Annotated in this window: 10 protein-coding genes; 9 read left to right on the plus strand and 1 reads right to left on the minus strand. The window is 67.8% G+C overall.

Annotated elements, in window-relative coordinates; all coding sequences use genetic code 11:
• Positions 1-158: 158 nt before the first annotated feature.
• From LWW96_RS21920 to LWW96_RS21930, 3 genes are all read left to right on the plus strand, one after another.
• Positions 159-1,256: a RelA/SpoT domain-containing protein gene (locus tag LWW96_RS21920; RefSeq protein ID WP_291489992.1), complete on the plus strand. Its 1,098-nt coding sequence runs from the start codon at positions 159-161 to the stop codon at positions 1,254-1,256.
• A 195-nt stretch (positions 1,257-1,451) separates the two neighbouring features.
• Complete coding sequence (gene phaZ, locus LWW96_RS21925) at positions 1,452-2,852, plus strand: polyhydroxyalkanoate depolymerase (RefSeq protein WP_291489993.1); 1,401 nt, start codon at positions 1,452-1,454, stop codon at positions 2,850-2,852.
• Between the two features lie 101 nt (positions 2,853-2,953).
• Positions 2,954-3,595: an RnfABCDGE type electron transport complex subunit B gene (locus tag LWW96_RS21930; protein WP_291490041.1), complete on the plus strand. Its 642-nt coding sequence runs from the start codon at positions 2,954-2,956 to the stop codon at positions 3,593-3,595.
• Between the two features lie 34 nt (positions 3,596-3,629).
• On the opposite strand, the gene LWW96_RS21935 is transcribed toward LWW96_RS21930, so the two are convergent.
• A complete protein-coding gene (locus LWW96_RS21935; protein WP_291489994.1) occupies positions 3,630-5,120 on the minus strand; it encodes a methyl-accepting chemotaxis protein in 1,491 nt (496 codons plus the stop codon).
• 155 nt (positions 5,121-5,275) lie between these two features.
• Here LWW96_RS21935 and dapC point away from each other — a divergent pair, with 155 nt between their 5' ends.
• The 6 genes from dapC (at position 5,276) to LWW96_RS21965 (ending at position 13,097) form a co-directional block, all read left to right on the plus strand.
• Entirely contained in the window at positions 5,276-6,481 is a 1,206-nt protein-coding gene (dapC, locus tag LWW96_RS21940) for a succinyldiaminopimelate transaminase (protein WP_291489995.1), read from the plus strand.
• A gap of 11 nt (positions 6,482-6,492) precedes the next feature.
• Positions 6,493-7,326 (plus strand): 2,3,4,5-tetrahydropyridine-2,6-dicarboxylate N-succinyltransferase, encoded by an 834-nt coding sequence (dapD, locus tag LWW96_RS21945; RefSeq protein ID WP_291489996.1) that lies wholly within the window; start codon positions 6,493-6,495, stop codon positions 7,324-7,326.
• A gap of 164 nt (positions 7,327-7,490) precedes the next feature.
• Positions 7,491-8,654 carry a PilT/PilU family type 4a pilus ATPase gene (locus LWW96_RS21950; RefSeq protein WP_291489997.1) on the plus strand — a complete coding sequence of 388 codons (1,164 nt, stop codon included), beginning with the start codon at positions 7,491-7,493 and terminating at the stop codon, positions 8,652-8,654.
• 162 nt (positions 8,655-8,816) lie between these two features.
• A complete protein-coding gene (dapE, locus tag LWW96_RS21955) occupies positions 8,817-10,016 on the plus strand; it encodes a succinyl-diaminopimelate desuccinylase (RefSeq protein WP_291489998.1) in 1,200 nt (399 codons plus the stop codon).
• A complete protein-coding gene (prmB, locus tag LWW96_RS21960) occupies positions 10,013-10,954 on the plus strand; it encodes a 50S ribosomal protein L3 N(5)-glutamine methyltransferase (RefSeq protein WP_291489999.1) in 942 nt (313 codons plus the stop codon). The genes dapE and prmB overlap by 4 nt, the downstream gene beginning before the upstream one ends.
• Before the next feature lie 109 nt (positions 10,955-11,063).
• Positions 11,064-13,097, plus strand: a complete 2,034-nt coding sequence (locus LWW96_RS21965; protein ID WP_291490043.1) for an ATP-binding cassette domain-containing protein — start codon at positions 11,064-11,066, stop codon at positions 13,095-13,097.
• Positions 13,098-13,509: the final 412 nt, after the last annotated feature.

Consider the following 13,509-nt stretch of genomic DNA (forward strand, 5'->3'; position numbering starts at 1 on the left):
CCCCGCGGGGAACAGGACTTTTTGCCCCGGCGGCCCCGGCATGCGCCGCCGGGTTGCCCGCCGCGGCCGGACCGGCCTTCCCGGGGTTGGGTATGCTCCCCCCACCTTCACGGCTGCCGGATGCGTCCGGCCACCACCCACCCACCCCAAGGCCCCGCATGGCATCGCTTGATTTCGACCTGGAGGAATCCCACTTCCGCGCGTGGTATGCGCAGCAGTCCGGCGCGCTGGAGGGCGCCTGCGCCGCATTCACCGGGCTGGTCGCCTCGGCGGTCGCCCGCGCAGGGGGCGTGGAGGTGGCCAAGGTCGAGGGGCGCGTGAAGGACGTGGACGAGTGCATCCGCAAGTTCGTGCGCAAGTACCGCCCCGCGCTGGAGGAAAGCAACACGCCCTACGAGATCCAGCACTACATCACCGACCTGGTGGGCGTGCGCGTGGTGTGCCTGTACGAGGACGAGCTGGAGAAGATCGCCGCCATCGTGCGGGCGCACTTCGCGGTGATCGACGTGACGGACAAGGTGTCGGCCGTGGAAAGCACGGAGGCGTCCTTCGGCTACAAGGGCCTGCACCTGGACCTCAAGCTCAGCACGGCGGAGCGCGCGCTGCCCGAGCATGCGGCCTACGCGCATTTGCCGTTCGAGCTGCAGGTGCGCACCATCATCCAGGACTCCTGGAGCGTTCTGGACCACCGCATCAAGTACAAGAAGTCGATCCCCGGGGAGCTCAAGCGGCGCATCAACGTGCTGTCCGCCCTGTTCGAGCTGGCCGACCGGGAGTTCCGCCAGATCCGGGACGCGACCGCGGCCGAGCTGCTGCAGGCGCCTGATGAGACGGCCGAGCCCGTCGCCGAGGGCGTGGCCGGCGACGGAAGCGCCACCGCGCCGTCGCGCACCCAGGTCTCCAGCAGCGAACTCAATGCCTTCACGTTCCTGAAGATCGCCACGCACTTCTTCAAGGATTTCGAGTTCGAGCCGTCCAAGGTCGACAGCTTTGTGGACGACATCCAGGCCTGGTCGCGCGGCACCATGACGCGCGCCCGCTTCAACAGCCTGCTGCGCGAGACCGTGGGCGTGGTCAAGCGCTACAAGCAGCATTTCGAGGAACACAACCCTGAGGCCAGCTTCAACCCGTACACGGTGATGCGCCACTGCCTGTACCTGAGTAACAAAGCCGCCTTTCGCCCGGCGCTGCGCAACTCCGCCCGCGAGGCGTTCGAGGCCTGGCTCCGGGAGACGGGCGAACCCAAGGCATCTTGAGCAAAACATGGCTCTGGCGCAGGTGGAGCCTGCGCAACCAGCTACTCTTTTGATAGCGATTCGTCGAAAAACCGATCCGGCGGCCGGCCCGGCCCGCCGCCTGTCGCTTGCGCGACTCCACATTGGTGGTTTTCCTCCATGCGCACGTTACCCGGTGCTGCTATATTGCACTGCAACATAACGGAGTTTCGCCCCATGCTCTACCACATTTACGAAACCCAGCGCTCCTTGATGGAGCCGTTCACCGACTTCGCCCAGGCCGCGGCCAAGCTGTTCAGCAACCCGCTGTCCCCGTTCAGCGAGACACCGTTTGCCCAGCGCATGTCCGCCGGCTACGAACTCATGTACCGCCTGGGCAAGGACTATGAAAAGCCCGCTTTCGGCATCCATTCGGTGGACGTGGACGGCGTGGGCGTGGCGGTGCATGAGCGCATCGAGATCGACAAGCCATTTTGCGAACTCCGGCGCTTCAAGCGGTTCTCGGACGATCCGGCCACCCTGGCCAAGATCAAGGCGCAGCCGGTGGTGCTCATCGTAGCGCCCCTGTCCGGCCACTACGCCACGCTGCTGCGCGACACCGTGCGCACCATGCTCAAGGACCACAAGGTCTACATCACCGACTGGAAGAACGCGCGGCTGGTGCCCCTGTCCGACGGTGAGTTCCACCTGGACGACTACGTGAACTACGTGCAGGAGTTCATCCGCCACCTGCAGGGCGTGTATGGCAATTGCCACGTGATCAGCGTGTGCCAGCCCACCGTGCCCGTGCTGGCGGCCGTGTCGCTGATGGCCAGCCGGGGCGAGACCACGCCCCTGTCCATGACCATGATGGGCGGTCCCATCGACGCCCGCAGGTCGCCCACCGCGGTGAACAACCTGGCCACGAACCGCAGCTTCGAGTGGTTCGAGAACAACGTGATCTACCGCGTGCCCGACAACTTCCCCGGCGCGGGCCGGCGTGTGTACCCGGGCTTCCTGCAGTACACCGGCTTCGTGGCCATGAACCCCGACCGCCACGCCACCAGCCACTACGACTACTTCAAGGACCTGATCAGGGGCGACGACGCCAGCGCCGAGGCCCACCGCAAGTTCTATGACGAGTACAACGCCGTGCTCGACATGGACGCCGACTACTACCTGGAAACCATCCAGACCGTCTTCCAGGACTACAAGCTGGTCCACGGCACCTGGGATGTACGCTCCCCCGACGGCACCCTCGAGCGCGTGCGGCCGCAGGACATCAAGACCACGGCGCTGCTCACGGTGGAAGGCGAGCTGGACGACATCTCTGGCTCGGGCCAGACCCGTGCTGCCCACGACTTGTGCAGCGGACTCCTGCACAAGGAGCAGCAGCACCTGGAGGTCCAGGGCGCAGGCCACTACGGCATCTTCAGCGGCCGCCGCTGGCGGGAGGTGGCGTACCCGCAGGTGCGCGCCTTCATCCGGCAGCACGAGCAGCCCCAGCGCCAGGCATCCGCCAGCACGCCCGCCAGTGCGTCCGAAACACCTGACGACAATCCGCCCCGCCGCGCAGCCGCCAAGACCGCCGCCCCGGCGGCTTCGCGCACCCGCCGCAGCGCGGCACGCAAGGCTTGAGCCCGCAGACTGCAGCGCCATCCGCCGCGCCGCCCTGGCCCTCTGCCCACCACCCGGCCGCGGCGGCGCGCGGGGATCTGGCGGCCCGGATCGATGCGGCGCTGCCCCAAACGCAGTGCACCCGCTGCGGCTACCCGGACTGCGCCGCGTATGCGCGCGCCATCGCCGAGGACTCCGCGCCCATCAACCAGTGCCCTCCGGGTGGCGCCGAGGGCATTGTCCGCCTGGCGCTGATCACGGGCCGCCCCGCCCTGCCGCTGAGTGCAGAGCACGGGGTGGAGGCCCCCCGGTCCGTGGCCTGGATCGACGAATCCTGGTGCATTGGCTGCACCCTGTGCATCAAGGCCTGCCCCACGGATGCCATCGTCGGCTCCCACAAGAAGATGCACACCGTGATCGAGCCGTACTGCACGGGCTGCGAACTGTGCATTCCCGTGTGCCCGGTGGACTGCATCCAGCTGGAAAACACCAGCGGCTCCGCCACGGGCTGGGCGGCGTGGTCCCTCGCACAGGCCCAGGAGGCGCGCCAGCGCTACCAGGCGCACCGCGAACGGGTGCCGCTGGAAGTGGTGGACGATGCAGCAGATGCCGGTGGCGCGGCAGCAGCACCGGCCCCCTCTGCGGCCGCCCCCGGCGCGCCCGACCCAGCGGCCACGGCCGACGCCGCTGCGGCATCCCGCCAAGCTGCGATCGCCGCGGCGCTGGAGCGCGCGCGGCAACGGCGCGCGGCGGGCCCGCGGTAGCCCGCCCGTCCTGCGGCCCGCCGCAGGGGCCGGGTCAGCGCGCCGCGAGCGTCTTGTACACGCCGCAGCCCACGTACAGATCGCCCACGCGGCTGACATAGGACATCTTGGTCTGCACGCTGCCCGTGGCGGGGTTGGTGATGTCGTATTCCACCCAGCCCGATTCGCGGTCGGCCTGCGCGACGATGTCCCGCACCAGCTGGTCGCCCGCGATGCCGGGTATGTCCTGCACGCGGGTGCCCACCTTGGCCGGGTTGCCGCCGAAGGCCAGGTAGGTGCCCGCCGAGTCCAGCACGAACACGTACATGTCGCGGTCGTGGTAAGGCTGGTGCTTGTCGGTGATGCTGCGCAGGAATTGGTCGCGCGAGGTGGTCTTGTGCAGCCCCACCGCCTTGCGCACCAGGGCCACCGCCTCTTCGGCCGTGCCCTGCTGCAGGCGAAACGCGGACACGGCGCGCGACAGGGTGGATGCGCGGCTTTCCAGCGCCTCCGCCTGGTACACGGCGTTCCCCACCATCTGCGCGTTGTGCTGGGTGATCTGGTCGAGCTGCTGCACCGCGGCGCTCACCTCGCGCAGGCCCGTGCTCTGCTGCGCGCTGGACTCCGAGATCTCGCTCATGCTTGCCGCCACGCTGCGAATGCCCCGCGCCATGCCCGAGATGCCCTCGCCCGCAGAGCGGATCAGCCCCGCGCTGGTCTCCACCTGGCTCACCGACGTGCCGATCAGCTCGCGGATCTCGTGGGCCGCGTCGCTGGAGCGCTTGGCCAGCATGCGCACTTCCGACGCCACCACGGCAAACCCCCGGCCCTGCTCCCCGGCCCGCGCTGCCTCCACGGCCGCGTTCAAGGCGAGGATGTTGGTCTGGAACGCGATGCTGTCGATCACGCCGATGATCTCCGTCATGCGGCGCGCCCCCTGCTGGATGGCCTCGACCGACTGCACGGCACGTTCCATGGCTTGCGCGCCCACATCGGCCGCACCGCGCACCTGGGCCGCCTGGGCGTCCGCGCTCTGCGCCGTCTGGGCATTGTTCTGCACCGCGGACGACAGCTGCTCCACGCTGGCGGCGGTTTGCTCCAGGTTGGCGGCCTGCTGCTCGGTGCGCTCCGCCAGGGCGCGGCTGCCCTCGGCCAGGCTTTCCCCGGCATGGGCCACCAGGGCCGCGTTGCTGCGGATGTCCGCGACCATGGAGGACAGGGCCAGCACCATGCGGTCCAGCGAGCGGGCCATCTCGCCGATCTCGTCCTGGCCGTAGTGGCTGGCGGGCTGGGCGCGCAGGTCGCCGCCTTGCGTCAGCGCCACCGTCTGTGCCAGGCCGGCCAGATCGGCCCGCAGGCTGGCATACAGCGCCCCGAGCGCATAGGCCACCAGCCCCGCGGCCAGGGCTACGGCCCACCAGGGGCTGCCGGCCAGGGCCACGGCCAGCGCCGCGGCCACGGCGAGCGCCAGCGAAAGCAACTTGCCCGGCAGATGCCACCTGCGCATCCACCAAAGCCCCGGGCGCAGCGGTAGGAATCCTGGCATCTTCTTGTCTCCTCTGTCGTTCTTGTCAAATGGCGCGAATCTAGGGGGGCGCACTTACGAAGGATTGACAGGCCCACAGGTTGTACGGCTACCGGGCGCGGGAGGAGACCGCAGCCCGGGAACCCTGGCGGGGGCATCGCCCATAATGGCGGCCCATGAATCCCCTGCTTTCCCACCTCCAGCCCTATCCGTTCGAGCGTCTGCGGCAACTCTTTGCGGGGGTGACGCCTCCGGCGGCGTATGGCCCCATCAGCCTGGGCATGGGTGAGCCACGCCATCCTACACCCCAGTTCATCAAAGATGCACTCGGTAACAACCTGAATGGCCTGGCCAGTTACCCCGCCACGGCGGGGGACCTGGCGCTGCGCGAAGCCTTCACCCGCTGGCTGCAGCGGCGCTATGGGGTCGGGCTCAATCCGGCCACGCAGGTGCTGCCCGTCAACGGCTCCCGCGAGGCGCTGTTTGCCTTCGCCCAGACCGTCGTCGATCCATCGCAAGGGCAGGCGCTGGTGGTCTGCCCCAACCCGTTCTATCAAATCTACGAGGGCGCGGCCCTGCTGGCGGGGGCGCAGCCCTGCTACGCCGCCAGCGACCCCTCGCGCAACTTCGCCGTCAACTGGGACGCCGTTCCGGAAACGGTCTGGCAGCGCACCCAGCTGCTCTTTGTGTGCTCCCCCGGCAACCCCACCGGCGCCGTGATGCCGCTGAGCGAGTGGAAGCGGCTCTTCGAGCTGAGCGACCGCTACGGCTTCGTGATCGCTTCGGACGAGTGCTACAGCGAAATCTACTTCCGCGACGAGCCGCCCCTGGGCGGCCTGCAGGCGGCCGACCAGCTGGGGCGCAGCGACTACAAGAACCTGATTTCCTTCACCAGCCTGTCCAAGCGCAGCAATGTGCCGGGCATGCGCAGCGGTTTCGTGGCGGGCGATGCGGCCCTGATCAAGGCCTTTCTGCTGTACCGCACCTACCACGGCAGCGCCATGAGCCCGGTGATCCAGGCGGCGAGCATCGCGGCCTGGGGCGACGAGCAGCACGTGGTGGAAAACCGCACGCTGTACCGCAAGAAGTTTGCGCAGGTCACGCCCTTGCTGGCCGGCGTCATGGACGTGGCGCTGCCCGACGCCGGTTTCTACCTGTGGGCCAAGGTCCCCGATGCCCTGGGAATGGACGACGCCGAGTTCGCACGGGCACTCCTGGCTCAATACAATGTCACGGTGCTCCCTGGGAGCTACCTGGCCCGCGAGGCCCAGGGCAGCAATCCTGGCGCCCAGCGCGTGCGCATGGCCCTGGTGGCCGAAGCCGAAGAATGCGTGGAAGCCGCGCTGCGCATCGTGCAATTCATCCAATCCCGTACTGCCTGACAGACCACACCATGACCCAACAATTGCAAACCATCATCGACAACGCCTGGGACAACCGCGCCAGCCTCTCGCCCGCCGCAGCTCCCAAGGAAGTGCAGGACGCTGTCGAGCAGGTGATTGCCGAGCTGAACAATGGCACGCTGCGCGTGGCCACGCGCCAGGGCGTGGGCCAGTGGACCGTGCACCAGTGGATCAAGAAGGCTGTGCTGCTGTCGTTCCGCCTGAAGGACAACGAAGTCGTCAAGGCGGGCGACCTGGGTTTTTATGACAAGGTGCAGACCAAGTTCGCCCACCTGTCCGAAGACGAGATGAAGGCCACTGGCGTGCGCGTGGTGCCCCCGGCCGTGGCGCGCCGCGGCAGCTTCATCGCCAAGGGCGCGATCCTGATGCCCTCGTACGTGAACATCGGCGCCTACGTGGGCGAAGGCACCATGGTCGACACCTGGGCCACCGTGGGCTCGTGCGCGCAGATCGGCGCGGGCGTGCACCTGTCGGGCGGCGTGGGCATTGGCGGCGTGCTGGAGCCGCTGCAGGCCGGCCCCACCATCATTGAAGACAACTGCTTCATCGGCGCCCGCTCCGAAGTGGTCGAAGGCGTGGTCGTCGAGGAAAACTCGGTGCTGGGCATGGGCGTGTACCTGGGCCAGAGCACGCCCATCTTCAACCGCGCCACTGGCGAGATCAGCTACGGCCGCGTGCCCGCCGGCTCGGTGGTGGTGAGCGGCAACCTGCCCAAGACGGCCGCCAACGGTGCGCCTTACAGCATGTACGCCGCCATCATCGTCAAGCAGGTGGATGCCCAGACGCGCTCCAAGACCAGCATCAACGACCTGCTGCGCGACTAAATGAACGACACCCCCCTGCCGAGCGGCGGCCCTGCTGCCACGCCCCGCCCGCACCAGCCCGGCGCCGCCTGTGCGGCCGCGCGGCCCGTGCGTGCGGGGGCCGCTCCAGGCGGGTGCCCGTTTTCCAGGGCCGAAGAAGAGCCCATGATTCGGAGGGACACCCCATGAGCACGATGGAACGGATTCTTCGCCTGATGGCCGAGAAAAAGGCTTCCGATGTCTATCTGTCGGCCAATGCCCCGGCGCTGATCAAAATCAACGGCGAGTGCATACCGATCAACAACCAGATCCTGCCACCGGACGCCCCGCGCAACCTGCTGTCCGAAGTGGTGCCCCCCGACCGTGTGGAAGAGCTGGAGGAAACCGGCGAGCTCAACATGGGCGTGCCCATCACCGGGGTCGGCCGCTTCCGTATCAGCGCCATGCGCCAGCGTGGCAGCTACGCGGTGGTGGTCCGCTTCATCTCCCAGCAGATCCCCGAGTTCGAGTCGCTGGGATTGCCGCCGGTGCTGCGCGACCTGATCATGGAAAAGCGCGGGCTCATCCTGGTGGTGGGTGCCACGGGGTCGGGCAAGAGCACCACCCTGGCCTCGATGATCGACACCCGCAACGAGGCGCTCACGGGGCACATCCTGACCATCGAGGACCCGGTCGAGTACCAGTTTCGCAACAAGAAGTCGATCGTCAACCAGCGCGAGATCGGCAGCGACACCCAGTCGCTGCAGACGGCCCTGAAGAACGCCCTGCGGCAGGCGCCCGACGTGATCCTGATCGGCGAAATCCGCGACCGCGAAACCATGTCGGCCGCCATTGCCTACGCGCAGTCCGGCCACCTGTGCCTGGCCACGCTGCACGGCAACAACAGCTACCACGCGCTCAACCGGATCCTGTCCTTCTACCCGGTGGAAGTGCGCCCCACCATGCTGGGCGACCTGGCTTCGGCGCTCAAGGCCGTGGTGTCCCAGCGGCTGGTGCGCAAGTCCGACGGTGGTCGGGTGCCGGCCGTGGAGGTCATGCTCAACTCCAAGCTCGTGTCCGAGCTGGTGGAAAAGGGCGATTTCTCCGGCGTCCGCGAAGCCATGGAAAAGTCCATGGCCGAGGGCTCGCAGACCTTCGAGGAGGCCCTGGCCGTGTTGATCAAGGACGGCAAGATCGACCGCAAGGAAGGCCTGGCCTACGCCGACTCGCCCACCAACCTGATGTGGCGCCTGCAAAACGACTTCTCGCTGGCGGCCAAGGCCGCCAAAGCCCAGAAGGAGGCCCGCGATGCGCCCGACGATCTGCCCTCGTTCACGGAAATCGTGCTGGACGTGAAGCCGGCGGGGTGAGATTCCCCCTGAGCGCCGCTTCACCACCGCCCCCACGGGAGAACCCCGGCCCCGCTGCGGACGGCGCTGGCGCGGCCTCGCCTGCCGGGCCGTGCGAAGGCTGCCGCGCCGCCCGGCATGCTGCGCATGTTCCGCAACCCTTTTTCTACGCCCTGCCCACCCATGTCCCGCACCCTGCATCTGGCTGAACAGCTGATTTCCCTGCCCTCCACCACCCCTGACGACGCGGGCTGCCTTGAGCTGCTGGCGGCACGGCTCGCGCCGCTGGGGTTCACCTGTGAGCGCATGGACAGCGGCCCGGCGGACTTCCGCGTCAGCAATTTGTGGGCAAAAAGGCCTGTAGCGCTTGCTGGACAAGCGCAACCAGCTATCAAAACCATAGTGTTTGCCGGCCATACCGATGTGGTGCCCACCGGCCCGCTGGCCCAATGGAGCAGCGACCCGTTCGTGCCCACCCACCGGGACGGCCGCCTGTTTGGCCGCGGGGCCAGCGACATGAAGACCTCCATCGCCGCGTTCGTGGTTGCGGTGGAGGAGTTTCTGGCCGCCACGCCCGCGCCGCTGCTGAACCTGGCCTTCCTGCTGACCAGTGACGAGGAAGGCCCGTCGGTGGACGGCACCAAGGTGGTCGTGGAGCAATTGCAGGCGCGCGCCGAACGGCTGGACTACTGCATCGTGGGCGAGCCGACCTCGGTCGAGAAAACCGGCGACATGATCAAGAACGGGCGCCGCGGCACCCTCAGCGGCAAGCTCACGGTGCGGGGCATCCAGGGCCACATCGCCTACCCGCAACTGGCGCGCAATCCCATCCACCAGGCCGTGCCCGCCCTGGCCGAACTGGCCGCCACCGCCTGGGACGCGGGCAACGCCTTCTTCCCGCCCACCAGCTGGCAGATCAGCAACATCCACGGCGGCACCGGCGCCACCAATGTGATTCCCGGGGACGTGGTGGTGGACTTCAACTTCCGCTTCTCCACCGAATCCACGGCCGAAGACCTCAAGCAGCGCGTGCACGCGGTGCTGGACCGCCACGGGCTGGAATACGACCTGCGCTGGACCCTGGGGGGCGAGCCTTTCCTCACCACCCCGGGCGAGCTGGTCCATGCCGTGCAGCAGGCCATTGCCGCCGAAACGGGGCTGACCACCGAGCTGTCCACCACCGGGGGCACCAGCGACGGCCGCTTCATCGCCCGGATCTGCCCGCAGGTCATCGAGCTGGGGCCGCCCAATGCCAGCATCCACAAGATCGACGAGCACGTGGTGGTGGCCGACATCGAGCCGCTCAAGAACATCTACCGGCGCACGCTGGAGAACCTGCAGGCCCAGGCCGAACGCCAGGCCGGCGGATCGGAGCCCGCATGAGCGCCGCCGCACCGCAGCCCGCTGCCCTGCCCGCGGGCGCCACGGTGGGCGCGCTCGTCGCCTCGGGTGCCCAGTGCCTGGCGGATGCCGGCGTCTCCTTTGGCCACGGCACCACCAACGCCCACGACGAGGCCGCCTGGCTGGTGCTGTGGCGCCTGGGCCTGCCGCTGGACAGCGACCTCTCGGACGCGCCCGGTTCCCTGAAAGACCAGCCCGTCACTCCCGCCGACCAGGCACTGGTGGCCGCCTTGTTTGAAGAACGCATCACCAGCCGCAAGCCCGCCGCATACCTCACGCGCGAGGCCTGGCTGCAAGGCGTGCCGTTCTACGTGGACGAGCGCGCCATCGTGCCCCGCAGCTTCATTGCCGAGCTGCTGGTGGACGGCGGCGTGGATGAATTCCTGAGCGACCGCACCCGGCAGGTGCTGGACCTGTGCACCGGCAACGGCAGCCTGGCCGTGCTGGCCGCCATGGCCTGGCCCGAGGTGCAAGTGACCGGCGCAGACATCTCGCCCGACGCCCTGGCCGTCGCGCAGATCAACGTGGCCCGCCACGGCCTGCAGGACCGCATCCGGCTGCAGCTGTCCGATGGCCTCAGCGCCCTGCCCGGCCCGTGGGACCTGATCCTCTGCAATCCGCCGTATGTGAACGCCGCCAGCATGGCCGCCCTGCCGGCCGAGTACCGTGCCGAGCCGGAACTCGCGCTGGCCGGCGGTACGGATGGCATGGACTTTGTGCGCCGGCTGTTTACACAGGCCCCCGCCTGCATGAGCGAGGGCGCCGTGATGGTGCTGGAGATCGGCAACGAGCGCGCCCATTTCGAAACGGCCTTCGCCCAGCTGCCCGTCTTCTGGCTGGACACGAGCGCGGGCGAAGACCAGGTGTTGCTGGTCACCCGCGAGGCGCTGGCGGCCTACGCCCGGCTCACGGCACAATAGAGCCCCTGCAGGCCGCCCCGGGCGGCCCCGATTGCGGCCGTTCCGGCCTGCGCATTGTTTTCGCATGCATGCCACCCGCCTTGCGCGGGTGTGCTTTTTCTGGTCTCCCATGATCACCCTCAAGAACGTTACCCTGCGGCGGGGCACGAAAGTCGTGCTCGACAGCGTGTCCGCCACCATCAACCCCGGCGAAAGCGTGGGCCTGGTCGGGCGCAATGGCGCCGGCAAATCCAGCCTGTTCGCACTGCTCAGCGGCAAGCTGCACGAAGACGGCGGGGACTTCCACATCCCGTCCAGCTGGCGGATGGCCGAAGTCGCGCAGAACATGCCCGAAACCGACCAGCCAGCCACCGCGTTCGTGCTGGAGGGCGACACCCGCCTCACGGAGGTGCAGCGCCAATTGGCCGAGGCCGAGGCCAGCGACGACGGCATGGCCATCGCCCATGCCTACTCCGACCTGCACGATGCCGGCGCGCACGATGCCGTTGCCCGCGCGCAGGCGCTGATCCTGGGCCTGGGCTTTCGCGCCAGCGAGCTGAACCACCCTGTCAACAGCTTCTCGGGCGGCTGGCGCATGCGGCTGCAGCTGGCCCGTGCCCTGATGTGCCCCAGCGATCTGCTGCTGCTCGACGAGCCGACCAACCACTTGGACCTGGACGCCCTGGTCTGGCTGGAGTCCTGGCTCAAGCGCTACACGGGCACCATGATCGTCATCAGCCACGACCGGGAGTTCCTGGACGCGGTCACCAACGTCACCTTGCAGATTCAGAGCGGCCAGCTGACCCGCTACGGCGGCAACTACAGCAAGTTCGAGGAACTGCGCGCGCAGCAGCTGGAACTGCAGCAGGCCAGCTACGCCAAGCAGCAGGAAAAGATGGCGCACCTGCAGCGCTTCATCGACCGCTTCAAGGCCAAGGCCAGCAAGGCCAAGCAGGCCCAGAGCCGCGTCAAGCAGCTGGACCGCATGGAGAAGATCGCGCCCGTCCTGGCCGAGGCCGACTTCACCTTCGAGTTCAAGGAGCCCGCCAACCTGCCCAACCCGATGCTGGCCATCAGCGACGCGTCGTTCGGCTACCTGGACGAAGACGGCACGCCGACCACCATCCTCACCGGCGTCAACCGCTCCGTGCTGGCCGGCCAACGCATCGGCATCCTGGGCGCCAATGGCCAGGGCAAATCCACGCTGGTCAAGACCATCGCCCGCACCATGAAGCCGCTGGCTGGCAGCATCACCGAGGGCAAGGGGCTGAACATCGGCTACTTTGCCCAGCAGGAGCTGGACGTGCTGCGCCCGGCGGAAAACCCGCTGGAGCACATGATCCGCCTGGCGAAGGAGCTGGGTCCCGACGCCAAGCAGCCCAGCCGCGAACAGGACCTGCGCAGCTACCTGGGCAGCTTCAATTTCACGGGCGACATGGTCAAGCAGGCCGTAGGCACCATGAGCGGCGGCGAAAAGGCCCGCCTGGTGCTGGCCATGATCGTCTGGCAGCGCCCCAACCTGCTGCTGCTGGACGAGCCCACCAACCACCTGGACCTGGCCACGCGCGAGGCCCTGGCCATGGCGCTCAACGACTTCGATGGCACGGTGATGCTGGTCAGCCACGACCGGGCGCTGCTGCGCTCGGTCTGCGAAGACTTCTGGATGGTGGGCCGCGGCGTGGTGGGACCGTTCGACGGTGACCTGGACGATTACCAGCGCTACCTGCTGGAGGAATCGCGGCGCTTGCGCGAAGAGGCCCGCCTTGCCGAGCAGCAGCAGGCTGCGGCGGCATCCCCCCCGCCAGCACCAGCCGCGGCCGCCCCTGCTCCGACACCGGCACCCGTTGCAGCAGCCCCCGTCCCGACAGCCCCGGCCCGTGACCAGCGCGAGCAACGCAAGCTGGACGCGCAGGCCCGCCAGCAACTGGCCGAGAAGACCCGCCCGCTGAAAAAAGAGCTGGAACAGATCGACAAGCGCCTCGCGGCCCTGACCGCGGAGCGCACCGAACTGGAGCATCGGCTGACCGAACCGCTGCCGCCCGCCGACATTGCGGAGTGCGGCCGCCGCCTCAAGACCGGCCAGGACGAAACCGCGCAGCTGGAAGAACGCTGGCTCGAAATTTCAGAGGCGCTGGAAGAAATTTCTGCCCAGGCGGCCGGCTGAAGTGTAATTTCTTGTATTTTTCTGCCCATCGTTTTGGCACTTTGCGCTTGTACCAGCAGCGCAAAGCGCTACATAAACGATAGCAAATTCAAGGCTTCACATTCGGGCACGTGCCGTTGCTTTTTTTTGCGAAACACTGTCAACGGCCGCGCAATGGCCTGCGTTGTGGGTACATCACAGGAGTTTTTCCACCATGAACACCACTGCAATCTTGTCCGCTTGGCCCGAAGACGAACGCGATCGCAAGCGCGCTCCGGCCCGCTTCTGAGAAGCGCGACTTGCAAGTTCCTGCCCTGGGCTGTGCCGCCACCCAACACAAGCAGGAACCATGCCAAATAATGGCTTCGCTGGCTGATTTGCTGCGGCGCTGGATCAAGTTCCAACTGCGAAGACCCGGTTTCGTCCCGGCAGT

The sequence above is a fragment of the Acidovorax sp. genome, from assembly GCF_021287135.1.
In the GTDB taxonomy this organism is placed as follows: domain Bacteria; phylum Pseudomonadota; class Gammaproteobacteria; order Burkholderiales; family Burkholderiaceae_C; genus Acidovorax.